At 43.7% G+C, this 24,452-nt stretch carries 19 protein-coding genes; 7 read left to right on the top strand and 12 right to left on the bottom strand.

The window, feature by feature from the left end:
* Positions 1-24: 24 nt before the first annotated feature.
* From M3180_RS13445 to M3180_RS13425, 5 genes are all read right to left on the bottom strand, one after another.
* Positions 25-843, bottom strand: a complete 819-nt coding sequence (locus tag M3180_RS13445) for a carbohydrate ABC transporter permease (RefSeq protein ID WP_251668309.1) — start codon at positions 841-843, stop codon at positions 25-27.
* A 16-nt stretch (positions 844-859) separates the two neighbouring features.
* Positions 860-1,747, bottom strand: a complete 888-nt coding sequence (locus M3180_RS13440; RefSeq protein WP_251668307.1) for a carbohydrate ABC transporter permease — start codon at positions 1,745-1,747, stop codon at positions 860-862.
* Between the two features lie 247 nt (positions 1,748-1,994).
* Positions 1,995-2,870, bottom strand: coding sequence for an AraC family transcriptional regulator (locus M3180_RS13435; RefSeq protein WP_251668305.1), 876 nt, complete (start codon positions 2,868-2,870; stop codon positions 1,995-1,997).
* A 712-nt stretch (positions 2,871-3,582) separates the two neighbouring features.
* Positions 3,583-4,686, bottom strand: a complete 1,104-nt coding sequence (locus M3180_RS13430; protein WP_251668303.1) for a GGDEF domain-containing protein — start codon at positions 4,684-4,686, stop codon at positions 3,583-3,585.
* A gap of 309 nt (positions 4,687-4,995) precedes the next feature.
* On the bottom strand, positions 4,996-6,957 hold the full coding sequence (locus M3180_RS13425) for an elongation factor G (RefSeq protein ID WP_251668301.1): 1,962 nt from the start codon (positions 6,955-6,957) through the stop codon (positions 4,996-4,998).
* Positions 6,958-7,156: 199 nt separating this feature from the next.
* On the opposite strand from M3180_RS13425, the gene M3180_RS13420 reads away from it, so the two are divergent.
* Together M3180_RS13420 and M3180_RS13415 are read left to right on the top strand one after the other, a co-directional pair.
* Complete coding sequence (locus tag M3180_RS13420) at positions 7,157-8,140, top strand: aldo/keto reductase (RefSeq protein WP_251668299.1); 984 nt, start codon at positions 7,157-7,159, stop codon at positions 8,138-8,140.
* Positions 8,141-8,225: 85 nt separating this feature from the next.
* Positions 8,226-8,402, top strand: coding sequence for a hypothetical protein (locus M3180_RS13415; RefSeq protein WP_251668297.1), 177 nt, complete (start codon positions 8,226-8,228; stop codon positions 8,400-8,402).
* A gap of 86 nt (positions 8,403-8,488) precedes the next feature.
* Here M3180_RS13415 and tkt read toward each other — a convergent pair whose 3' ends face one another.
* Positions 8,489-10,480, bottom strand: coding sequence for a transketolase (gene tkt, locus M3180_RS13410; protein ID WP_251668295.1), 1,992 nt, complete (start codon positions 10,478-10,480; stop codon positions 8,489-8,491).
* Positions 10,461-11,984: a glucose-6-phosphate dehydrogenase gene (zwf, locus tag M3180_RS13405; protein WP_251668293.1), complete on the bottom strand. Its 1,524-nt coding sequence runs from the start codon at positions 11,982-11,984 to the stop codon at positions 10,461-10,463. Before zwf ends, tkt begins: the two co-directional genes overlap by 20 nt.
* 139 nt (positions 11,985-12,123) lie before the next feature.
* Between zwf and M3180_RS13400 the strand changes: the two genes are divergently transcribed.
* Positions 12,124-13,020 (top strand): LysR family transcriptional regulator, encoded by an 897-nt coding sequence (locus M3180_RS13400; protein ID WP_432806938.1) that lies wholly within the window; start codon positions 12,124-12,126, stop codon positions 13,018-13,020.
* A 190-nt stretch (positions 13,021-13,210) separates the two neighbouring features.
* Here the strand turns inward: M3180_RS13400 and M3180_RS13395 are convergent, their stop codons facing one another.
* Positions 13,211-13,909 carry a queuosine precursor transporter gene (locus M3180_RS13395; RefSeq protein WP_251668292.1) on the bottom strand — a complete coding sequence of 233 codons (699 nt, stop codon included), beginning with the start codon at positions 13,907-13,909 and terminating at the stop codon, positions 13,211-13,213.
* 1,034 nt (positions 13,910-14,943) lie between these two features.
* On the opposite strand from M3180_RS13395, the gene kduI reads away from it, so the two are divergent.
* The 3 genes from kduI to kduD are packed head-to-tail and all read left to right on the top strand — an operon-like array spanning position 14,944 to position 17,355.
* Complete coding sequence (kduI, locus tag M3180_RS13390) at positions 14,944-15,774, top strand: 5-dehydro-4-deoxy-D-glucuronate isomerase (protein ID WP_251668289.1); 831 nt, start codon at positions 14,944-14,946, stop codon at positions 15,772-15,774.
* 19 nt (positions 15,775-15,793) lie between these two features.
* Entirely contained in the window at positions 15,794-16,558 is a 765-nt protein-coding gene (locus M3180_RS13385; RefSeq protein ID WP_251668287.1) for a DeoR/GlpR family DNA-binding transcription regulator, read from the top strand.
* A 41-nt stretch (positions 16,559-16,599) separates the two neighbouring features.
* On the top strand, positions 16,600-17,355 hold the full coding sequence (gene kduD, locus M3180_RS13380) for a 2-dehydro-3-deoxy-D-gluconate 5-dehydrogenase KduD (RefSeq protein ID WP_251668286.1): 756 nt from the start codon (positions 16,600-16,602) through the stop codon (positions 17,353-17,355).
* Between the two features lie 327 nt (positions 17,356-17,682).
* Here the strand turns inward: kduD and M3180_RS13375 are convergent, their stop codons facing one another.
* The 4 genes from M3180_RS13375 to arfA all read right to left on the bottom strand — a co-directional run bounded on the left by M3180_RS13375 (position 17,683) and on the right by arfA (position 23,041).
* Positions 17,683-18,516 (bottom strand): carbohydrate ABC transporter permease, encoded by an 834-nt coding sequence (locus tag M3180_RS13375; protein WP_251668285.1) that lies wholly within the window; start codon positions 18,514-18,516, stop codon positions 17,683-17,685.
* On the bottom strand, positions 18,513-19,412 hold the full coding sequence (locus M3180_RS13370; protein WP_251668284.1) for a carbohydrate ABC transporter permease: 900 nt from the start codon (positions 19,410-19,412) through the stop codon (positions 18,513-18,515). Before M3180_RS13370 ends, M3180_RS13375 begins: the two co-directional genes overlap by 4 nt.
* 742 nt (positions 19,413-20,154) lie before the next feature.
* Positions 20,155-21,504 (bottom strand): extracellular solute-binding protein, encoded by a 1,350-nt coding sequence (locus M3180_RS13365; RefSeq protein WP_251668283.1) that lies wholly within the window; start codon positions 21,502-21,504, stop codon positions 20,155-20,157.
* Between the two features lie 16 nt (positions 21,505-21,520).
* Positions 21,521-23,041: an arabinosylfuranosidase ArfA gene (gene arfA / locus M3180_RS13360; RefSeq protein ID WP_251668282.1), complete on the bottom strand. Its 1,521-nt coding sequence runs from the start codon at positions 23,039-23,041 to the stop codon at positions 21,521-21,523.
* Between the two features lie 276 nt (positions 23,042-23,317).
* Between arfA and M3180_RS13355 the strand changes: the two genes are divergently transcribed.
* The gene (locus M3180_RS13355) at positions 23,318-24,235 is read left to right on the top strand and encodes an ArsR/SmtB family transcription factor (RefSeq protein WP_251668281.1); all 918 of its coding nucleotides are present in this window, start codon (positions 23,318-23,320) and stop codon (positions 24,233-24,235) included.
* Positions 24,236-24,452 lie beyond the last annotated feature (217 nt).

The raw sequence follows: 24,452 nt of genomic DNA, 5'->3' as shown, positions 1-24,452 counted from the left end.
TATATTGATGACCCAATCAAGCATTTAACCTTTTACCGCCCCTGCCGTCACTCCTTTTTGGATGTATTTTTGCAGAAACGTATATAAAATGATGATTGGTGCTGTAGTTATCACTAGCGCAGCGCTAATAAGCGAATAGTTGGCACTAAAATTGCCCTTGAACATCATTAGCCCAAGCGGTAGTGTTTTCAACGATTCCTTCGAAACCATAACGAGTGGGAATACAAAATCATTCATAATGTTAAAGAAGGATAGAATCGTAACCGTAGCGAGAATAGGCTTCGCTAGCGGAAAATACACGCGGAAGAAGGTTTGATAGATTCCACAGCCGTCCATGACAGCAGCCTCTTCCAGATCCTTAGGAATTGCAGTAAAAAAGTTATACGATAAAAATACAGCGATCGGTAAATTGAACGCGATATACGGGAAGAACAATGACCAAAATGTATCGTAGGTACCCGTTGCATTAGCAATGGTAAACAGTGGAATTAGTGTACTATGAATCGGGATAAGCATTCCTAGAAAAAATGCTCCGAGCAGCAGCTTTGATCCTCTAAACGGGCGGACTGACAAGTAGTAACCGATCAGCGTTGCAACTAGCAATAAGCCTACGACAGAGAAAAACGTAATATATAAGCTGTTGAACAGATAACTGCTAATGCCTTGATTCCATGCATCAGCGAAGTTGCTAAACTTCCAGACAGAAGGCAATCCCCAGGGATTAGCGAAGTACTCCTTGTTATCCTTAAATGCTGATATCGTCATCCATACAAAGGGATAGCCTGTAATAACTAGCTGTACAAACAATAGCACATATAAAACAATGCGTCCTATGCCTTTCATTCGTGATGACCTCCTATTAACTAAATTTCTTGTTGCCTTGTCCAAGCACAGTAGAAATGATAAAAGCAAGTGCTAGTCCAAACAGCAATAAGAAGGTTGATATCGTGCTGCCATATCCGAAGTCCATCAGTCGGAACGCATTTTTCATCATATAGCTCGCGATGACCTCGCTGGAATTGTTCGGACCACCGCCAGTCATAATATAAATTAAGTCAAAATACTTCAGTGAGTTAATGACACAGTTCAGCACCGTAAAGGTAATCGTTGGCCAAATCAGAGGGATTTGGATGTTGAAAATAATCCGCCACTCACTTGCTCCTTCAACCCGTGCAGCCTCCAGCACCTCGTCAGATATTCCCTGCAGCGCGCCGACATACACAATAATATAGAATCCGATATACTGCCATGCAACGACAGCAATGACGGACAGTAATGCGGTAGATTCTTCCCCTAGCCAAGCTCTAGTCCAGCTTTGTAAGCCAAGTGAATTTAGCATTTCATTCAGCAGACCGAAGTTTGGATCGTAGATCTGACTCCATAGGATGCCGAGTACGGCAGTGGACAGCATAACTGGAGTAAAATAGATTGACTTGAAAAAATTTGAGCCTCTTAGCTTATATCCTAAGATAATGGCGAACATAAGCCCTACAGGAAGCTGGATAATTAATGCTCCAATGGTTAGCCATACTGAGTTTTTGAGAGAGATCCATAATACTGGGTCCTTCAGCAAGCGTGAGTAATTATCCATTGATGTAAATATTTTTTGTGATATACCGTCCCATTGAAATAAGCTGTAATACATACTCATAAGGATCGGAATGATAATAATACCGATAAAAATAAGCAGTGCTGGACCCATAAAAAACATTCCGCCCGCGAACCGCTTTAATCCCTTTTCGTGCATGCGTGTATCCTCTCCTGACTGTCTAATCTCTGTAATGTAACCGCTTTTTGTTATTCGCTTTCATTATGATAACAGCGTTTTCATTGCTTGTGATGGAACTGTCATTAGGTAAAATAGCACTTTGATTGGGTGTAAGACATCCTCACCCAGCTTTATTAGAATTACAAAAATACCCTACCGCAAGCCATGCAGTAGGGTATTTTTGTGACGGTTCGCCGTCAGGAGAGCTTATTCGGTTTATAGGTTATTACGACTCGATAGAGCGTACTGGAATCCATATTTCACTGCGATAGTTGGGTTTTGACGTATCTGGACTTTCGTTCCATAGCATCTCAGGTCCACCTGTTAATTCATAGCCAGAGGAAGGAAACCACTGCGCATAGATATTCGCCCATGTGTCCTGAAGAGCCTGCGGAAATGGACCAATCACCTCAAAAACTGCCCATAGTGATGCGGCAACGGGCAAAACATCGAATCGATCAGAACGCTCCGTTGTCGTGGCTACTCCGATATATTGATCAAGCTCAGAGCCTTCTATCGTCCGATCTGTAAAATTCGTTGAAACATTAACTATTCCGTTAGGCTCAATATTACTAAGCGCTTTTAATTCGGCGATTACCTCTGGCGTTAATCGGCTATATAGTTCATTCAATTGAGGGTTGACCCCTTCGAACTGCAGCGTAATAGTTTTTTTGTAGCCAACTACATAAAACGGCTCTTTCTCAACAAGACGATAATTCATCTCTTTACCACCTCTTATCGTTAATTGAAAGGATAACGGCGAGACCATTTTTAGCATCGTATTATGCTTTTTAGCATGGGACGGCAGCACACCGTGCAACGCTTGAAACGCTTTGCTAAAGGCTTCTGGTGATTCGTAGCCAAGCTGTAGCGCTAAATCAATGATTTTAATGTCGCTTGCCTGCAATAGCTCAGCTGCACGCGACAGCTTTCTACGCCTGATATATTCCGCCAACGACATACCCGCTAAAAATGAAAACATTCTGCGAAAATGATATTCCGAGCAGCCTGCAATGCGTGCCATCTGTCTGTAATCAATGTCATGCAGTAGGTTGCTCTCAATATAGGCTATCGCATCATTGAATTGCCGAAGCATATTCATCGCTAACCGCCTCCTTTCAATAAACATCATACATCGTTGAGGTAGGAACAACTTGATATTTGCGGTGCTGCTTTTCACTGGTATTGGATCAGCGCTACGCTAACCATCTCTACGCTCCGGCCTTCAGCGCTACGCTAACGATCTCTACGCTCCGGCCTTCCTTCGTCAGGAGGTCGCTTTAGAGATGGTTAGCTTCGCTGGGGTTCTAAAGGCTAAAGAGCTATCTTGAAGTTTAACCTTCGTTGATTGGGATGGATCAGCGCTTCGCTTACCTTCTCTACGCTCGAACCTTCAGCGCTTCGCTTAACCTTCTCTACGCTCCGGCCTTCCTTCGTCAGGAGGTCGCTTTAGAGATGGTTAGCTTCGCTGAGGCTTTAAATGCTAAAAAGCTATCTTGAAGTTTAACCTTCGTTGATTGGGATGGATCAGCGCTTCGCTTACCTTCTCTACGCTCGAACCTTCAGCGCTTCGCTTAACCTTCTCTACGCTCGAACCTTTCTTCGTCAGGAGGTCGCTTTAGAGATGGTTAGCTTCGCTGGGGTTCTAAACCCTAAAAAGCCTATCTTGAAGTTTAATCTCCGTTGATTGGGATGGGTCAGCGCTCTGCTTAACCTTCTCTACGCTCCGGCCTTCCTTCGTCAGGAGGTCGCTTTAGAGATGGTTAGCTTCGCTGAGGCTTTAAAGGCTAAAGAGCGTTTTTTATACATATTTATTAAATGAAATGTGCCAGTGTTATCTTGTTTTTTCCACTTTCTTTAGATTGGTATAACGCCTTATCTGCTTGTTGATATAGCTCCTCGAAGGTAGTGTCGGATTTCTTAGAGTAAGCGATGCCTCCACTGATCGTGATCGTAATTTGCTTCGATTCATTAAGGCGTATCCAATAATTCTTGATCGTATTCCGCAAGCGTTCGGCCACTTCCTGAACTTCTAACTCGCTTCTTCCTTTAATGAATACCGCGAACTCTTCTCCACCAACTCTCCCGATCACACCTTGATTTTGGATTGTATTCCTCAGTATGCTAGAGAATTCAATCAATACCTGATCCCCTGCTAAGTGACCATACTGATCATTCACTTGTTTAAAATCATCGATGTCCAGAAGCAACAGGGTGGATTCCTCGCTCGTGTCATCTAGCTGTTCTTGTACAATTTCGTGAAAATGCCTCCGATTAAATACTCCGGTCAAACCATCTATTGTAGCACGAAAGTATAGCCTTTCCTCCGTAATCTTAGCTTCTTCCGCTTCCTTAACTTTATGATCCATAGCCCTCATTAATCGGTAAAATACATACACGATAGCTAGAAGACTAGCCATAAATAACAGTAAAACGAAGCCGTGTATTAACATCACCGTAGTAAATTGGTTATAAGCTACTTCACCTAAGTCTTCTTTACTCACTGTATTGAACTTATGTACAATATAAACCCCGTTTAGGATTAAAACGAGGGAACATACAATGGACATAAACCAACGATCAATATACATGCAGAATAGCGTCACGCAAGGAAAAACAAACGTGAAAGTAATATCAGTAGTTGCTGTTAGCAAGGAAGCAACGTACATAATGTAAAATCCACCAAAAGTGACATAGCGTACATATCGAGATAATTGATCTTTAACGTAAAATAACGTACCCGCTATAACTGATCCGAAGCCCATCAACAATATAAAGAGCAAGTAGCCTAATGATCGCGTCCCTTTTTCAAATTCAATAAAAAACCCAGCAGACAGGATAACGACCATTACCCAACTTACGATTACAACGATAAAATTAACAACTCGTACATATTGAAATTCCTTATTTTTTGTCATCTTAGCTGCCCCCTATAGGTTTCAATACTCGTCGTCGCCGGGCTTGCCCCTTATTATATGAAATAATATATTGCAAATAAAGTGTATAATCCTAATCCTGATTAATCCCCAACGCCCATCGTCATCAAAGTTGGATGTTTTGAACTACCTTTCCAATAAAAGCTTAAAAAGCTTGGCTTTCAGGACCAAGAAGATGGGGTAAAACTAGAAAACGAGTAGCACAGTGTACGTACTTGGTACGTGAGCAACGGAGTTTTCGGTAGCGTTCAAGATTCGCCGCCGATTAAGCCTCAACGCCCAGCATCGTCATCAAAGTCGTGCTTTTTGAATTTCTATATGCATCATTTGTTCTGCTTCCTGCCATTGCATCGAATACCCCGCCCCCTTAGCGCAGAAGATCGAGGAGGATGTATATTCAGGGTCGGCATCCTTGTTGTAGCCAATCCGCTCAATGACCTCACTAGTATTATGGCATGGAGCATAGCCACCGAAGCTGAGATGGATCTTCCCCTTCCCTTGCGTGAAGGATGCTAGCTCACTTGGATAATCTAATATGGTGGCGACAGGGGCTCTTCCTGTAACGACTGCTCTCTCCCCTTCAGTAATAAGTGGATCTAGCTCGCCATTGGCACGTTGTATATCTGAGATCACCCGACCAATTTGCTCAGATTGCACGATAATTTTGAATTGGTAATATGGCTCTAGGAGCACATTTTGAGCCTTTTCTAGTCCTTGACGAATCGCACGAAGCGTAGCCTCTCGGAAATCCCCGCCATGTGTATGCTTGTTATGATCGCGCCCACGAAGCAGCGTCACCTTTACATCGGTCAATGGCGAGCCTGTAAGCAAGCCATGATGTTCACGCTCCAGCACATGCTGGCCGACTAATCGCTGCAGAGAATCAGAAAGCTCATCAACATGGCAAATCGAAGCATAGCTGACTCCTTCGCCTCGCTTCGCTGGCTCTAATCGCAAATGCACCTCGGCATAATGGCGCAGCGGCTCAAAGTGACCGTAGCCAATAACCTCTTCCGCAATCGTTTCCTTATATAAAATTTCCGGTGGAGCAAAATGTACTAGCAGTCCAAAACGATCATCCGCGATCTGCTTCAGCACTTCTAGCTGAATCTTCCCCATCACATGCAGCTGTATATCGCCATGCTTCTCCTCCCATTCAACGTGAAGAGATGGGTCCTCTGCCTCGAGCATGCGAAAATACTTTAGTGCTTCCTTTGGATTAATTTGCTGCTCGAACACGATTTTAGAGCGCAGTGTCGGCTGCAGCTCGTATTCAAAACGCTCAGTTAATTCGCCGATCCCGTCCCCGATACGAGCCTCGGCTAATCCGATCACAGCAACAAGCTCGCCAGCATAGGCTGTCGACACTGCCTCGAACTGCATACCGTTGTAACGACGAATTTGCGTCACTTTATCCTTGAAGTGATCTCCATAGCTTAGCTCATCACGAACCGAAAGCTTGCCACTTAGCAGTTTAACAAAGGTAATGCGTGTACTGTTTTGATCATAGCGAAGCCTGTAGACTCGCCCTGTAAGCGGCAGATCCGCATCATATGCTGTAACAGTCAATCGATCAAACGCTTTCAGAAACGACTCCACTCCGATATCGTGTAGCGCAGAGCCTGCAAAGCTTGGATATAGGTCACCTGTCATAACGAGCTGCTGCATAACCTCGAGCCAACGTTGCTGCTCAAAGCCATGCTCCATATAGGTGTCAAGCAGCCCCTCATCACGTTCAGCAATCTGTTCAATTAATGTCTCCGACCACTGCAAGCCGCTATCTGCTGCCTCTATGTACACAATATCGTTCGACAGCTCCTGCTGTAATTGCTTCACAACACGATCAACACTAGCTCCTGTGCGGTCGATCTTATTAATGAAAAAGAACGTCGGTATGCGATGCTTACGCAGCAGCTGCCAAACTGTTTCCGTGTGAGCCTCTACACCTTCAACCGCGCTAACAACGATAATGGCTGCGTCAAGGACAGCGATTGCCCGTTCCATTTCGGGTGAAAAATCGATGTGTCCAGGTGTATCGATCAATGTATAGCGGTTATCGTTATATTGAAAATTTGCCTGTTCTGCAAATACGGTTATACCACGCTGCTTCTCGATATCGTGATTATCTAAAAATGAATTTTGATGATCCACTCGTCCTCTTTGCTTAATGCTCTTCGTATAAAATAACAATTGCTCGGAAAAGGTTGTTTTCCCAGCATCCACATGTGCGAGAATTCCTATCGTTTTATTCATCTATAAAGCCGCTCCCTATGTAAAATTACGATTAACCCTATTATAGCAGGTCACTAAGCAGCATACGTATATATCGCTATCATAACCAAGCAATTTATTCATCACGTTAGACAATATCACCATACAGTGTGCCATAGGTTAGACAGCTGTGTTATGTTAAAATAATGATATAACTTTGTATTAAAGGAGCAGTAACGTTATGAAATATAGAGCACTAGGCAAAACAGGTTTAAACATTAGTGAAATCAGCTTTGGAACATGGGGCATCGGTGGAGACTGGGGCAAGACCGATGATGCAACTTCTTTAAAGGCTTTACATACTGCAATGGAGCAAGGGGTCAACTTCTTTGATACCGCTGACGTATATGGCGGCGGACGCAGCGAAGAGCTGCTTGCCGAAGCAACAAAGGGTAAAGAGGATGAGATTTATATTGCGACGAAATTTTGTCGTCAAGGAGATATTCATGACCCTAACAACTATTCTGAAGCAACGGTTCGCGCTTATTGTGAAGCCAGCTTAAAGCGATTGAAGCGTGAGCGAATCGATCTATATCAAATTCACTGTCCGGCTTTTGACATTCTTAAGCAAGGTGAAGTATTCCAAGTATTAGACAAGCTGCAGGCTGAAGGTAAAATTCGCAGCTATGGTGTTAGTGTAGAAAGTGTGGAGGAAGGCCTATTCTGCATGGAGCAGCCAAACGTAGCTGCACTGCAAGTAATTTTTAACATTTTCAGACAGAAGGTAGCTAGAGAGCTGCTTCCAGTCGCACTTGAAAAGCAGGTCGGCATTCTTGCTCGTGTTCCGTTAGCAAGTGGACTTCTTACTGGCAAATTCAATCAAGGGGCAAGCTTTGATTCCAGCGATCATCGTAACTATAATCGTAATGGTGATGCGTTCAACGTTGGTGAAACCTTTGCAGGTCTTCCATTTGAAAAAGGACAGGAGCTTAGCCGTGAACTAGGCTGGATTGCTGATGGGAAAGGAAATATGACACGTGCAGCGCTGCGCTGGATTCTTGAGCATGAAGCAGTTAGCACGGTTATTCCTGGCTTCAAAAACAGCGAGCAGGTGCTGGACAATTTGGGTGCGCTCAACGTTCCATCGTTTACCGAGGAAGAGCTAAAAAAATTAGAAAGCTTCTACGATCAAGAGGTGCATGAGCATATTCGCGGCTCATACTAAGCAAACATCATTGTATTTTGTTATTTTCTTCCCTATATCGGGCATGCTATATCGCGTAGATAATAAATGTGATAGGAGCATCGTCATGAGAAGTGAAGACCAAATCAAAAGTAAAGTGTATGAGCTGAATCAATTGATCCAAAATAGTCAGGATCCACTGCGGCTAGCTACCTTGAAGGCTCAAATTGAAATGCTCGAATGGGCTATTCATAATCCAACTGAGCCATACCACATTGAGGATTTAGAGCAGTTAGATAGCTAAAGAGTGTAGCACTTTCAAAACAAACAAAAATAAAGCCCAAGAATGCCGTTAATAAGCATTCTTGGGCTTTTCATATTAACCCTATGTTATTTCAACAAGTTTTTCGCTTGCTCTACAACATTGCTTACAGAGAAGCCGAAGTATTCAAGCACTTCAGTACCAGGACCAGAAGCACCGAATGTTTCGATTGAAATAATGCTGCCTTCAGGGCCAGCAATACGATCCCAGCCTAGAGAAATTCCCGCTTCAATAACAACGCGGTTTTTCACGCTTGCAGGTAGTACTGACTCACGATATGCTGCATCCTGTGCATTGAACAGCTCACGAGAAGGCATTGCTACGACGCGAACAGACACTTGCTCCGCTTCAAGCTTCGCTTTCGCATCAACTGCTAACCAAACCTCAGAACCTGTCGCAACAAGAATAACATCAGGAGATGCGTTCGTCTCAGTAAGCACGTATCCGCCTTTTGCTACATTATCAATATTTGCTTTCGTCTCTTCGAAGATCGGCAAGTTTTGACGACTTAGAATTAGAGCAACTGGACCATCTGTTTTTTGCAAAGCATAAGCCCATGCGCTTGCTGTTTCATTCGCATCACTTGGACGGAAAACCGTAAGACCTGGAATCGTACGAAGTGCAGCTAGCTGCTCGACTGGCTCATGCGTTGGGCCGTCTTCACCAACTGCAATGGAATCGTGCGTGAATACATACGTTACAGGAAGCTTTTGCAATGCAGCAAGACGAATGGATGGACGCAAGTAGTCACTGAACACGAAGAATGTGCTCACGAAAGGCTTCACGCCGCCGTGCAATGCCATACCGTTTCCTGCTGCTCCCATCGCATGCTCACGCACACCAAAGTATACGTTGCGGCCTGCATAGGACTGAACAGCGAACACAGGCTCACCTGCGATATCTGTCATTGTAGAACCAGATAGATCCGCGCTTCCACCGAAGATAGCAGGTACGGATTTAACAAAATGATTGATCGCTTGACCGCTCGCTACACGCGTAGACATCGCTTTTGAAGCGTCGAATGTAAGAATATCAGAAGCATCAATCGTTACTTTACCATCGATAACTTGATTGAATTGAGCTGCTAGCTCAGGATATTGAGCAGTGTAGCCTTTTACTAACTCAACCCATGCTTTTTCCTTCTCAGCACCTTGCTCTTTTAGCTGCTCCATATGTGCCTTCACTTCAGCAGGAACTGTAAATTCTTCATGCTCCCAGCCATATTCAGCCTTAGTAGCAATCGCTTCTTCTTTACCAAGCGGATTACCGTGAGCTTTGCTTGTTCCTTGAACCTTTTTGCTGCCGTAGCCGATAATTGTGCGAATTTCGATAAGAGTTGGCTGATCTGTATTTGCTTTTGCTTCTGCAATAGCTTTCTCGATCGCATCAATATCGTTACCATCTTCAACACGTAGATACTGCCAGTTCACAGATTCAGTACGTTTTTTAATATCTTCGCTAAAGGATAGATTCAATTCACCATCTAGTGAAATATCGTTGGAATCATATAGAACCACTAGCTTGCCTAGCTTCATATGACCTGCCATAGACATCGCTTCGTACGCGACACCTTCCATCAAGCAGCCATCACCTGCAAGTGCATACGTGTAATGATCAACGACAGGGAATTGCTCCTTGTTGAACGTAGCTGCAAGATGAGCCTCAGCCATAGCCATACCAACAGCCATTGCGATCCCTTGACCAAGCGGACCTGTTGTTGCATCTACGCCATCTGTATGACCGAATTCTGGATGTCCTGGTGTTCTGCTGTTCAGCTTACGGAATTGTTTAACATCATCAATCGTTACTTCATAACCAAATGTGTGAAGCAGGCTGTACAAAAGCGCAGAGCCGTGACCAGCAGACAATACGAAGCGGTCGCGGTTAAACCATTTAGAATGACCTGGGTTGTGGTTCATTTGCTTAGCCCAAAGTGTGTACGCCATCGGCGCTGCTCCCATAGGAAGACCTGGATGACCTGAATTTGCTGCATTAATCGCATCAATAGATAATGTGCGAAGTGTCGTAATAGACAATTGATCAATGGTTTGTGTAGACATATTGCTGTTCTCCTTTTGTTGTTTCTGTATTTTGTTCTGGCTTACGATCCAGCCACCAATGATGACCATTTTTCGCTAACAGCGCTTCTGCTGCTTCCGGACCGTTGGAGCCAGCTGGGTAATAATGTAGTGGTACTGCTTGTTCTGCGAAGGCGTTAAGTATTGGCTGCACCCATTTCCAAGACAACTCAACCTCATCCCAATGCGCAAAGAAGGTCGGATCTCCGTTAAATGCATCGAAAATCAAGCTTTCATACGCCTCAGGTGCTTCATCACCATTGGAGTGGAAATCGATATGAATCGGCTTGAACTGCTCCTTGTTTTGCGGATCTCTCGTATTAAGCTGGAAGGTGATCCCTTCATTCGGACTAATTTCATAAATGAGTAAGTTTGCATGCTTGCTGTCGTCTTGTGCTTTCGTGCTTGACTTTAACGCTTCTTTAAACTCAATCACAATACGAGTGGATTTCTCACTCATTCGCTTGCCTGTACGGATGTAGAACGGAACACCGCGCCAGAACGGATCGTCAATTTCCAGCTTCGCTGCAATGTACGTATCATTCATTGAGCCTGCTGGAATGCCTGGCTCATCGGTGTAACCTGCAACGAGCTGCCCATTCATTGTACCCGTCTGATATTGAGCGCGTACGACATGCTCGCCCACGTTGTCTTTATGCAGCGGCTCAAGCGCTTCAAGAATTTTCTTTTTCTTGAACCGAACAACGTCAGGTGTACTGTTTTCTGGCAAATGCAGCGTTAGCATCATTAAAATTTGCAGCATATGGTTTTGGAACATGTCGCGAATCGCCCCAACATGATCGTAATAGCCAGCGCGTTCTTCAACGCCAACCGTTTCACTTGCTGTAATTTGCACATTGGATATATAGCGATTTGACCATAACGCTTGTAGGATCGGGTTGCTTTGCTGCAGAATTTCAAGCTTCTGCACCATTGGCTTGCCGAGATAATGGTCAATACGATAAATTTCATGCTCCTCAAATGATTCGCTAAGCTTCGCATTCAATTGCTGTGCTGACAATAGGTCATGACCGAAAGGCTTCTCGATGACTAGTCGCTTCCAGCCCTTCGTATCGCCTAGTCCGCTTGCTTTAATATTGTGAGCGATCGTCTCAAAAAACTCAGGACCAACAGATAGATAGAACATTCGGTTCGGTGTGCCTGGCATCTCTGCTTCATTCTGCTCAACGTGCTGAAGCAGCTTTTTGTAGTCATCCTGATGATCGATATTCAAGGCGCAATAGGAAAAGCTTTGCAGAAAACGTTCAAGCTCCGCATCGCTTCCTTGCCGTCTGGAAAAAGTGTGTACTGATTGCTGTACACTCGCTTGATAGATGTCATCTGAGAATGATCGTCTGCCTAGGCCGATGACGCGAAATGCTTGCGGCAGCTTTCCATCAATAAAAAGATTATATAGAGCAGGATAAATTTTGCGCTTTGCTAAATCTCCTGTCGCTCCAAACAATACAAATGTTGTTGCCTCCATTTCACTCTTCCCTTCTAGCAGCTATATGTTAAGGTTATCGCGTACCAATAATTACGTACTGGCTTAAGCTACATACATCTACTATAATACTTATAGCAGGTATACAAGTAATCAATATATTTGACAGGGGGTATAGATGATGTCTATGACTAACTATGAGCTATACAAAGTGTTCTACTGGGCTGCGAAAACAGGAAGCCTGACAAAAGCAGCAAAGTCGCTATATTTAACACAACCTAGCGTCAGCTATGCCGTTAAACAGCTAGAGGATCGATTCAAGATGAAGCTGTTCTATCGAACGGCGAAGGGTGTCGCCTTAACGGAGGAAGGCTCTGTCTTATTTTCATACATAGAGCAGTCACAGGTATTAATTACGATTGCTGAGGAGAAGATGGAAGCTTTAAAAAATTTAACGAGTGGTGAGCTGAGAATCGGTGGCAGTGACTCATTGTTCAAGCACTTTATGCTATCTCACTTAGAGGCGTTTCATCACGAGCACCCAGCGATTAAGCTTCAGCTTATCCATGGAACGACCCCAGAGATCATTAACTACTTGAAGGAAGGTAAAATTGATCTTGGTGTCGTGCGTATGCCTATATCCGATCCACAGCTGGAGTTTCGAGAAGGGATTGAGCTGCAGGATTGCTTCGTTGCAGGAGCTCATTATTCGGAATTAAATGGTGTGGAGTTATCACTTGAAGAACTCATGCAGTACCCGCTCGTACTGTTCTCTCGCAATAGCCGCGCGCGTATGGCGATAAATGAGCTTGTCCACGGCTATGGTTATGAACTGAAGCCATCCATTGAGGTGGGCAGTGTCGATTTGCTCATTGAGTTCGCACGCAAAGGACTTGGCATCTCTTACGTAACACGGGAATTTGTATCTAATGAGCTGGAGGATGGCTCTTTGTTCGAAATTAAGCTTGACGTTAAGCTACCTCCTTCACAGGTAGGTATTATGAATATGCGTAACGTACCACTCTCCACAGTTGCTCGGAAATTTGTCGAGCGTTTCGATAAGCGTAATGAAGCATAAGCATAAGTTAATGTGGTTCCATCCAACAGCATTCACATGCTGTTATCTAATTATGGCAATTATTTTTACTCATTTAAAAAAGAAAGACAAGCTCTGCTTAAAACCATTGCTACGTTCGACACTTCATGTGTCTAAACTAATGGTCGGCTGAAGCTTGTCTATTTTGATTTTAATGTGTACTGCTCATACACTAATCTTCCTTCGGCTTAAAGCTGCGCGCCCAGTATAGCACCGGCGTGGAAACGACTGAGATGATGAATTTGAATATATATGTCGTAAATGCGATTTGCAGCCATTCGTTCAACGTATACAGTCCTGTTCCAGCGAAAGCAACCGTACAAAAAACAATGGAATCAACGAGCTGGCTGAACCCTGTACTTACATTGGTACGAATCCAAAACTGATTACTCGCTCCGAATCGGCGTCGCAAATATCCGTAGACCTGCACATCAAGAAATTGGCTAATAAGATAAGCGAGTAAGCTGCCCGCTGCAAGTCTCGGCATTAATCCAAACAAGGTTTGCATTGATTCCTGTGCGAAGTCCGTAGCCTGCGGCTCAAACTTAAGCACCATCTGCATCATAATGGTAGAGGCAATTAACGTGAAAAAACCAAACCATACCGCCTTGCGCGCTTCCTTAGGTCCATATTTCTCGTTCAGCATATCGGTGCTCATTGAGATTGTCGTGTATATCGTATTGCCGAGCGTCATAATAATCCCAAATGATAGCACAGATAGCTCAATCGTCTTCGTTACTTGGATATTGGCGATAACCGTTGCAAATCCGATCCAAGCATATAGGCCTACTCTTCCAAACATTCGATAGCAGATCAAAAATAATGCAAAATTCACTGCTATAAATAATATTCCCCAGCCAATGTTAAACATCTGTTATGTCTTCCTCCTTAGTTTTGGTATCGCGGGATGGTTCCGAACCGCGAGCCGCCATACTCCGTGGGTCTTTTCAGCTATGTCGACGACCATGGATAACTGTAACAAATTTAAGGCGCTCCGTAAATGGTGAGGTTGATTCGCTGATGCGTCGTGTTTGCAGCGCTCCGTAAATGGTGAGTTTAAACCGCTGATGCGCCTTGATTGCAGCGCTCCGTAAAGGTGAGGTTGAATTGCTGATGCGCCCTGATTGCAGCGCTCCGCAAAGGTGTTGTTTCAATTGCTGTTGCCCTCTGATTTCAGCGCTCCGCAAAGGTGTTGTTTCAATTGCTGTTGCCCTCTGATTTCAGCGCTCCGCAAAGGTGTTGTTTCAATTGCTGTTGCCCTCTGATTTCTAGAATAATAATCGATGTAGAAATCAGAGGACAAAGGCAACCGCTTCGCTTTTCCACTAACACCTTTACTCCGCTGGAGCGGATTTGTGGGTCGTCACTTCGGAGTACACCTCACCGTTACTCCGCTGGAGCGTCATCGTGGACATTGCTTCGCCGTAACACCTCACCTTTTACTCCGTTGGGTATCATCGTGGGTGTCTCTTCGGAATACACCTCACCGTTACTCCGCTGGGGTATCTCGTGGGCGGCGCTTCGGAGTACACCTCACCTTTTATCTCGCTGGGATGTCAACGGGGGTGATGCTTCGAAGTACACCTCACCTCTTCTCCGCTGGTTGTTATCGTGGGCGGCGCTTCGGTGTACCCCACACCGTTACTCCGCTGAGGTTCATCGTGGGTGGTGCTTTGTTGTACACCTCATCATTACTCCACTGGTTGTTGTCGTCAGCGGTGCTTCGGGTTGCTTCGCCGTAACACCTCAACATTTGCTCCGCTGGGCTTGTGTAAGCTTATCTCATTTCACTCTCAATGTTCGTTTATGTGTGTTTTTTACTGTTTACAAACAGAACAAACCGTACTATACTAGGTTTGAAACGAACGAAAACGAACATTTTGGTGAGAGGTGGATGATTGATTTATGGAAATTCGTCACGCTACAAACCCTGTTGATGTTAAAAGACTTACTACACCTGAGCTGCGCGAGCGCTTCTTAATTGAGAACTTATTTGAGTCTGGTAAGCTGCAAATGGTGTACAGTCATCATGATCGTATGATTATTGGTGGTGCAGTACCATTGCAAGAAGGCTTAGAGCTTGCTGATGCAGAAACTTTAAAAACAGATTACTTCCTTGAGCGTAGAGAGGTTGGCTTCATTAATATTGGTGGACCAGCAGTCATCGAAGCTGATGGACAAAGCTATGAGCTAACGAAGCTTGATGCACTTTATGTTGGTAAAGGTACGCAAAAAGTACTATTATCAAGTAAGGATCCATCCAATCCTGCTAAAATTTACTTCTGCTCCAGCCTAGCACATGCTGTTCTTCCTACAACAAAAATCGAGCTTGCAAAAGCAACACCGAACCATCTCGGTTCTAAGGAAGCATGTAATGAGCGTACGATTTATCAATACATTCATGCTGGTGCAGTGCAAAGCTGTCAGCTAATGCTCGGTGTTACGATTCTGAAAGAAGGCAGCATCTGGAATACTATGCCTGCTCATATTCATGATCGTCGTATGGAAGCTTACTTATACTTTGATCTAAATGAAGATGCACGCGTCTTCCACTTCATGGGTGAACCATCTGAAACACGTCATCTTGTTGTATCCAATGAGCAGGGCGTTATTTCTCCAAACTGGTCTATTCATTCCGGTGCTGGCACGAGCAACTATTCCTTCATATGGGCAATGGCAGGAGAAAACTATACATTTACCGATATGGAACCTGTAAAAATGGATCAACTTAGATAGATAAGATGGGGGTTTTACTGTGTTAGCAGCAACGAGACATAAAAAAATTCTTGAGCAATTGCAAAGTAACGGCTTCGTGAAGGTATCGGAGCTTAGCCAGCAATTTGACGTAACCGAAAAAACGATACGTGAAGATTTGATGAAGCTTGAAAAGCAGCAATGGCTCAAGCGCATACACGGAGGCGCGGTTTACGTTGAATCCTCTGAGCAGCCTGACTTTGCATTAAAACTGCCTAATACAGTTAACCCTAGCGAAAAGGAATTAATTGCAAGCTATGTCGTGAGCCACATGATTCAAGAGCACGATATTATTGCATTAGATAGCGGCAGCACCACATTAGAAATCGCAAGACAGCTAGACAATATACCACTAACGATTCTTACGAATGACTTGCTCATTATGCGCGAGGTTATGATGAAGGAGCATATTAAGCTAATCGTGCCTGGTGGCTATAGTAAGCATAATCTTCTCATTCCTTCGCATCCGCTAGAATGGCTGCAGGAGATTAATATCTACAAGCTGTTTTTATCAACGTCAGGCATTCATCCTAACTACGGCTTGTCCATCTTCTCCAATGAGCAGCTAGCAATGAAAAAAGCACTAATACAAGCCGCTCAAGAAGTAATATGTGTAGCGGATCATAGCAAATTTGGCAGAGGTGCATTACATACCTTTGCAACGATTGATCAAATCCAGCAATTTGTTACGGATGCAGGCATTGCCGCTTCTGATATCGAGCTGATGCAGCAAGCAGGAGCGCAGGTCTGCGTTGCGAACTCCTAGTTAATTTAGGAACTATTTTAATAGAAAGGATGCATCGAGCTATGAATCTTTTCAATTTGAAAGGAAAGTCTGCGATTGTTACCGGTGCGGCTAGAGGTCTTGGACAAGCGATTGCGATTGGCCTTGCTGAAGCTGGCGCAGATCTCGTACTTGTTACGAATCAATCTCCTGCTGAGGAAACACAGGCGCACATCGAGAAGCTTGGTCAGAAGGCCATTATCGTAAAGGCCGATGTTAGTGATCAAGCACAGCTGCCAGTAATTATCGAGCAGGCTAAGCAAGCTTTTGGCCGCATCGATATCCTTGTCAACAATGCAGGAATTATTCGCCGTACGCCTGCTGTTGATTATTCCTTTGCTGATTGGCAAGCCGTGTTATCTACGAACCTTGATTCCGTCTTCACATTGAGTCAGCTTGCCGGCAAGGAAATGATTGAGCAAGGCTCCGGTAAAATTATTAATATTGCCTCCATGCTTTCTTTCCAGGGTGGCATTAATGTCCCAGCTTATACAGCTAGTAAGCATGCGGTAGCTGGGCTAACCAAAGCACTTGCTAATGAATGGGCATCAAAAGGCGTCCAGGTCAATGCGATTGCTCCAGGGTACATGGCAACGGATAACACCGCTGCGCTGCGTGCTGACGAGGTTCGCAGTAAGCAGATTTTAGAGCGTATTCCAGCGGCACGCTGGGGCACGAACGAGGATTTAAAAGGAGCGGCTGTATTCCTTTCCTCTAATGCTTCCGACTATGTAAATGGTCACGTTCTTTGCGTAGATGGCGGCTGGATGAACAGATAGCCTTTTGCTAACAGATGCGTGCACACTTCTTATCATAATGGAAAACACCTTCAATGATATGTCCCTTCTCTTAGAGAAGACATACATGAAGGTGTTTTTTTATTTCTTTAGAGTCTTTCTATGACTCATTTCTATCGTATGAAGCTAGAATTCGCTCATGAATGATTCGGAATAAGATCGCATCTTAGTGCGATAAAAGGCACAAAGGAGCACCTTTCAGATTCTCATTAAGCAATGATCTAACGATACTATAATAAGACGAGATGAACTCCCTATATCAAAGATATCTTTAGATACTGTGACGCCCTCTCTTAACCCTTCAAGCTATTAACCCTTTACTGCACCAGCTGTCATACCGTCAATAAAGTATTTTTGAAAGGCGAGGAATAAGATAAGAATCGGCACAATGGAGAAAAATGAGCCAACAATCAGCAGATCATAGTTGTTACCGTATGGCGTTAGCAGCGTCTTTAACCCGATCGGCAAGGTGTATTTCACTGTTTCAGAGAGTACCATAAACGGCCATATAAAATTGTTCCAGCTGTTCATTCCGTTCAATATCGCCATCGCTGCAAAGGAAGGCTTCATCACCGGTATTATTAATCGCACATAGATCCCATACTCAGATGCTCCATCCACCCGCCCAGCTGCAATAATCTCCTTCGGTATACCGCTAATATATTGTCTGAAGAAAAAGATCGTTGCCGCACTGGCTATGCCTGGAAGCACGATCGCAGAATATGTATTCATCAAGCCAAGATCATTAGTGAGCTTATACAATGGCAGCAGCAATATCTCAAACGGCACCATCATAATCATAAGCACGCAAATGAATAAGAAGTTTTTACCGACAAAGTTATAAGCTGCAAAGCCATAAGCAACGGTGGCACTAATAAGCAGCGTCAGAACGACCTGCACAATCGTTAAAAACACCGAATTGAAAAACCAATTAAAATAGCTATGAGAGCCAGTAAATAAGTACACAAAGTTGTTTAAGCTCATCACTGAAAGATCAAAGCTCAGATTCAAGCCATAACGAACAAGATCACCGCCCGGCTTAAAGGATGCGAGCGCAATCGCATAAAATGGAATTAAAATAAAGAAGCAGACGATCGCAAAAATGAAAAAAAGACCAATCTTCGTCATTTTCTCATGTCTCATGATTGATCCTCCTTCTTGAACAGTCCAGATATCGATAGCTGCGTCACATTAATAATCATCGTTATTGCAAGAAGGACGATACCAACCGCAGCCGCGTAGCCTAAATTATTTTTCTCGATGCCTTGTCGATATAGGTAGCCTACAATCGTTAAGCCGATGTTCTTCGGTGAATTGTTTCCGTTCCATAGCATCATGCTTTCAATAAACATCGCCAGCCCTGCGTAAATACTAATCGTGAGCACGTAGATCGATGTTGGTTTTAATAGAGGAATCGTTATTCTAGTGAATTGCTGCCATTTAGATGCTCCATCAATAGCTGCAGCTTCATAATAATCGTCAGGGATGTTTTTCAGTCCTGATAAAAAATAAAGCATATTGACACCTGTCCAGCGCCAAGTCGCAAGAGCCAGTAAAGCAACAAAGCCTGTTACCTGACCTTTTAAAAACTTAATCGGCTCAATGCCGAAGAGGCTAAGAAAGCTGTTAATTAACGAGCCTTCCATCTCACCGAACATTAAGCGAAATATGGTGCCGGCAACGACAACAGAGGTTAATGCAGGGAAAAAGAAGGACGCCTTAAAAAACTCTCTCCCCCACATCAGCTTGCTATTAATCAAAACAGCGAACATCATCGGAAATGGAATAAGTATAACTAGCGTCAGAATCATATAAATAGCGCTGTTTGCTAGTGCTTTCAGAAATATTTTATCACCGAGGAGCTTTTCATAGTTGGCGAAGCCTACCCAGTTAGACTCCTGCCCAAGTGCGACCTTCTGAAAGCTCATCTCAAACGAATCAAGCAAAGGATAGGCCCAAAATATTGTAAAAACTAGAATGAAGGGCAGTACGAAAACATAAGGTGCGACCTTTTGCGAATAAATAAATCGTTTGATCACAGTCATTTCCCCCTTCAAGTTTAATTCAAGATTCGATGCCGAATAAACGTTCAATAATTGCTTCGTGATCAAAGGTGAACTTTTTGAACTTCCACTTAAAATAAGCGTTCAAAAAGTTCAGCTTTCAGCACCGAGAAGATGAAACGATACTAGAAAGCGAGGAGCGCAGCGTACGTAATTGGTACGTGAGCACCAAAGTTTTCGGTAGCGTTTCATATTCGATACCGAATAAACGTTCAGCACTGCTTCATCATCAAGCCCGAACTTTTTGAACTTCCACTTAAAATAAGCGTTCAAAAAGTTCAGCTTTCAGCACCGAGAAGATGGAACGATACTAGAAAGCGAGGAGCGCAGCGTACGTAATTGGACGTGAGCACCAGAGTTTTCGGTAGCGTTTCATATTCGATGCCGAATAAACGTTCAATAATTGCTTCGTGATCAAAGGTGAACTTTTTGAACTTCCATTTAAAATAAGCGTTCAAAAAGTTCAGCTTTCAGCACCGAGAAGATGGAACGATACTAGAAAGCGAGGAGCGCAGCGTACGTAATTGGTACGTGAGCACCAGAGTTTTCGGTAGCGTTTCATATTCGATGCCGAATAAACGTTCAATAATTGCTTCGTGATCAAAGGTGAACTTTTTGAACTTCATCTAAAGAAAAAGCCGCGAGCTGGCAGCTAAAGCGCAAACTAAGAAGTAGTAAGCTCTCTGCATTCATCTCGCGGCTTTATGATGACGAGCAATTATTGAAGCTCTTGTTCAATTTGCTCCTGTGCATCGTTCAGCGCCTCTGTTACATCACGTCCATCCTCGAAAATCTCATTCAAGGTGATGGTTCCAAGCACGTTATTAATTGTTGGGGAAGCGGATGTAGACTTAATCAATTGAATCTCATCTCTAATCTCATTCAATACGTCGAATGGATTGTTCACAAAATATTGCACGAACGTGTTATCTGGATTATGTGTTACATCATTCATATCCCACACGCCCATATTAACTGGATCAAAGCCAAGCGTATTCCATATTTCAATATTGGCATCCTCCGTCAGCTTAGCAAAAGCTAGGAACTCTTTCGCAAGCTGCACGTCCTTGGCTGTCTTCGTTACGACCGTTCCCGTACCGCCGCCACCAACGGATGCCGGCATTCCCGCTTCAAGCACTGGGATAGGCGCAATCGCTATTTTGCCAGACAAATCACCCATATAGTTGACGTAACGGGACATAAACCATAGCGGCATAAACGCAGATACATAGTTGCCTGAGTTATATTCACCATAGGCTTCCTCTGTATCTGGCTGACCGCCTGCAATCGTTGAAACAATATTATTCTGCTGTAAATCCTGAATCATCTCTAAAGCACGAATCGCTTCAGGTGTGTTCACTTGAGGGGTTCCATTAGAATCGGTTAAGTCTGTGCCTTGCTGTGCAAGTAGTTGAGATAGCTGCCAAAGTGCGCTTGTATCAGCAGTGCCCATCGTTTTACCAGTAGCCTCATATACTTTAAGACCAGCAGCTTTATAATCTGCCCAAGTCACGATATCCTCGTAATTGACGCCAGCTTCCTCTAGCACCTCTACGTTGTAGAACGCAACGGATGCGCCGACGTGAGTAGGAGCACCGTAGTTTTGACCGTCCTTACTGTAAAGATCTACACGTGATTGTACTAACGTATCACGGTATGGATCAATGACATCGTTAAGTGGCTCTAGCTGTGGAGTTCCTGATAAGAAATCGGGAAATTTTCCAAGCTCAATATCAGCTAGATCTGGTGCACCTACACCTGTTTGCAGTGCGATGCTAAGCTTGTTATGCATATCATCATAGGGCATAACGGATACATTCAGCTTAATCTGACGATCCGTGTTTTCTGCATTCCACTTCGTTAGCATCTTTTCAAAATGCTGTCCATGAAGCTCGACAAACGTCCAGTAAGATAGCTCTGTCGCGGATTCACCAGCACCCCCGTCAATAATTGACTCCTGTGCTTCCCCCGTACTGCCTCCAGAGCCTTTTGAACCACCAGAGCAAGCTGCTGCTGTCATCACCACAAGCATTAATGCCAGACTTAGACTTAACCATTTTTTCATCATGAATGACCCCCTAAAATTAATCGCTTAATTTTTTCAAACGAATCACATTCCATGATGCTTTATTCAAGTTTGCAGTTACATAGCCGTCCTTCAGCTCAGACGCACCATTGGAATGAGGCTTAACCTTCTCATCGTGAGCAGTGTTTACCGCCTTTAAGTCATCGTGTTCAAGTACGATGTGCTCTACAATGGTGTAATTGTCAAAGCTGCGAACATCGCAAGTAAGCAGCATATTTTCTGTGAGATGACGATTTAATGCAAAGATCGTTACTTCGTCTTGCTCCTCGTTGTAGACAGCAGCGCTATCCAAATAAGGAACATCCGTATAATCCGTTGCATCGTATTTAGGTGAATCAGTAATCGGCAGCAACGATATGCCACGACCGAACACTGATGCATGTAAGTATGGATAAAAGATTGTCTGCTTCCATGCCTTTCCGCCTTCCTCCGTCATAATCGGTGCAATGACGTTGACGAGCTGGGCAAGACATGCCATCTTCACTCGATCCGCATGACGAAGCAGCGTAATAAGCATGCTACCTACAAGCAAGGCATCCTCAAAATTATAAATGTCCTCGAGCTGAGGCGGGCCAATCGTCCACGGTTCAATTTTTCTATCCTGATCGTTAGAGTGATACCAGACGTTCCACTCATCAAAGCTTAGATACATCGTTTTCTTGCTGCGTTTTTTCGCTTTTATATAATCGCATGTAGAAATGACCGTTTGAATAAAGTGGTCCATATCCATCGTTCTTGCTAAGTAATTCGCTGAATTACCATCTCGGTTGCCGTAGTACTGATGTAACGATATAAAATCAGTCACCTCGTACGTATGGTTAAGTGTTGTTGCTTCCCACTCTGGGAAGGTTGGCATTCCACTGCCTGAGCTTCCGCAGGATACAAGCTGGATATCAGGATCAACTAGACGCATCGCTTTTGCTGTTTCATTGGCTAATCTTCCATACTCATCTGCAGTTTTTTGACCAATTTGCCAAGGTCCGTCCATTTCATTACCAAGACACCACGTCTTAATTTTATGAGGCTCCTTGTAACCATGCTTAATTCGCAAGTCACTCCAATAGGTTCCTCCCGGATGATTGCAATATTCAAGCAAATTGCGTGCAGCATCGACGCCACGTGTACCAAGATTAACAGCCATCATGACCTCAGTGCCAATTTGCTTCGCCCAATTGATAAATTCATTCGTTCCAACGTAATTGGGCTCTAATACACGCCATGCAAGCTCCAGACGTTTTGGTCGTTCCTCAACTGGTCCGACTCCATCCTCCCAATTGTATCCAGATACAAAGTTCCCTCCTGGATAACGAATGATAGGCACCTGCAGCTCCTTAATTAACTCCTTCACATCACTACGAAAGCCTGCTTCATCGGCTGTTGGGTGGTTTGGCTCATAGATCCCCCCATATACTGCACGACCAAGATGCTCAATGAAGGAGCCAAAAATACGAGAGTCAACTTGAGCTATTTTGAAATCCTTATCAACGATCATTTTCGCTTTTAGTTGTGACGCTGTCATGTACTATCCCTCTCTTTACGCCTGTATTAGTTTTGAATGCGTTTGCAGGAATAAAATAGCATATGAAAAATCTTTTGTAAACACATAAATGTGAAATAATTCAAAAGAACCTAAAGTGTTAATCTTCGACACTAATATTTCAACAAACTTCTACCGAAAGTACTATGTTTGTTTTAATGAAGTATAAAGTAAATATCATTTCCCTTAGCTTTTACCCTTTCTTTCAGCTACTGCTTCGTATATGATGAAAACAAATAACGATAAGGAGCTATCGAGATGATCTATATTAAAGATTTAATGAGTGGCTTGCCAATCTTTAAGGCGCTCAGCTCAGAGGTTCGCATTCAAATCATTGAGCTGCTAATCCGCAATTCTTCCATGAATCTTAACGAGCTTGCTAGCGAGCTTAAGCTTTCTAATGGTGCAATTACGATGCATATTAAAAAGCTTGAAGAAAGCGGTATCATTCAGATCAACTCCACCGTTGGCAAGCACGGCATTCAAAAAATGTGTTATTTGAACGAAGATAAGCTTCTTGTTGATATGCGTAGTAGTGAGAAAGAAAATTTGTATGAGGTAGATATTGAGGTAGGGCATTTTAGCAACTACTTTGCAACGCCTACCTGTGGCTTGGCAACGAAGGATAGCATTATCGGTGATTTTGATGACCCTAGATTTTTTGCAGATCCGCAAAGAATTCATGCAGAAATTATTTGGCTTACTGAAGGCTATCTTGAATATCGCATCCCAAATTACTTAAAGCCAAATCAGACCTTCAAGGAGATTCAATTCTCTATGGAGCTAAGCTCCGAGGCACCTGGCTACAACAATCATTTTCCGTCAGATATATATTTTTACTTAAATAATGTTGAGATAGGCTCGTGGACCAGCCCAGGGGATTTCGGGGATATGCGTGGAAATTTCACTCCAGATTGGTGGCCGCCACATTTGAATCAATACGGTATGCTAAAGCTTATTCGAATTACGAATGATGGCAGCTTTATTGATGGCTGTCGTATCTCGAACATTACACTTTCACATATTAAGCTTGATTATAAAAGCGACCTTACCTTCCGAATAGCGATCCCTGAGCACTCTCAAAATAAAGGAGGCTTAACGATCTTCGGAAAAAGCTTTGGCAACTACAGTCAGAATTTACTTACGCGTGTGTTGTACGATGTTCATGAACGATAAGAAGCAGGGCACTCAAAGTCGATGAAAACTTTGAGTGCCCTGCTTGGTTTTGGCGCTCCGTAAATAGTGAGGTTTCAATTGCTGTTGTTCTCTGAATTCTTGAAGTATATTTAATGTAGAAATCAGAGGACAAAGGCAACCGCTTCGCTTTTCCACTCTCACTATTTACTCCGCTGGGGTCTTTCGTGAGTTGTTGCAACGTAGTCACTCTCACCAT

Origin of the sequence: Paenibacillus camelliae (genome assembly GCF_023715345.1) — a bacterium.
Classification (GTDB): Bacteria; Bacillota; Bacilli; order Paenibacillales; family Paenibacillaceae; genus Pristimantibacillus; species Pristimantibacillus camelliae.
Note: the sequence above shows the minus strand (reverse complement) of the source record. Positions and strands in the feature narration are given on the sequence as shown.

Bases quoted from the DNA above. Each gene is read 5' to 3' on its own strand.
- M3180_RS13355 (WP_251668281.1), top strand. From the start codon at position 23,318: ATGATCTATATTAAAGATTTAATGAGTGGCTTGCCAATCTTTAAGGCG.
- M3180_RS13435 (WP_251668305.1), bottom strand. From the start codon at position 2,870: ATGAATATGCTTCGGCAATTCAATGATGCGATAGCCTATATTGAGAGC.
- kduI (WP_251668289.1), top strand. From the start codon at position 14,944: ATGGAAATTCGTCACGCTACAAACCCTGTTGATGTTAAAAGACTTACT.
- tkt (WP_251668295.1), bottom strand. From the start codon at position 10,480: ATGTCTACACAAACCATTGATCAATTGTCTATTACGACACTTCGCACA.
- M3180_RS13425 (WP_251668301.1), bottom strand. From the start codon at position 6,957: ATGAATAAAACGATAGGAATTCTCGCACATGTGGATGCTGGGAAAACA.
- arfA (WP_251668282.1), bottom strand. From the start codon at position 23,041: ATGACAGCGTCACAACTAAAAGCGAAAATGATCGTTGATAAGGATTTC.
- M3180_RS13395 (WP_251668292.1), bottom strand. From the start codon at position 13,909: ATGTTTAACATTGGCTGGGGAATATTATTTATAGCAGTGAATTTTGCA.
- M3180_RS13430 (WP_251668303.1), bottom strand. From the start codon at position 4,686: ATGACAAAAAATAAGGAATTTCAATATGTACGAGTTGTTAATTTTATC.
- M3180_RS13375 (WP_251668285.1), bottom strand. From the start codon at position 18,516: ATGAGACATGAGAAAATGACGAAGATTGGTCTTTTTTTCATTTTTGCG.
- M3180_RS13420 (WP_251668299.1), top strand. From the start codon at position 7,157: ATGAAATATAGAGCACTAGGCAAAACAGGTTTAAACATTAGTGAAATC.
- kduD (WP_251668286.1), top strand. From the start codon at position 16,600: ATGAATCTTTTCAATTTGAAAGGAAAGTCTGCGATTGTTACCGGTGCG.
- M3180_RS13445 (WP_251668309.1), bottom strand. From the start codon at position 843: ATGAAAGGCATAGGACGCATTGTTTTATATGTGCTATTGTTTGTACAG.
- M3180_RS13400 (WP_432806938.1), top strand. From the start codon at position 12,124: ATGTCTATGACTAACTATGAGCTATACAAAGTGTTCTACTGGGCTGCG.
- M3180_RS13415 (WP_251668297.1), top strand. From the start codon at position 8,226: ATGAGAAGTGAAGACCAAATCAAAAGTAAAGTGTATGAGCTGAATCAA.
- zwf (WP_251668293.1), bottom strand. From the start codon at position 11,984: ATGGAGGCAACAACATTTGTATTGTTTGGAGCGACAGGAGATTTAGCA.
- M3180_RS13365 (WP_251668283.1), bottom strand. From the start codon at position 21,504: ATGATGAAAAAATGGTTAAGTCTAAGTCTGGCATTAATGCTTGTGGTG.
- M3180_RS13440 (WP_251668307.1), bottom strand. From the start codon at position 1,747: ATGCACGAAAAGGGATTAAAGCGGTTCGCGGGCGGAATGTTTTTTATG.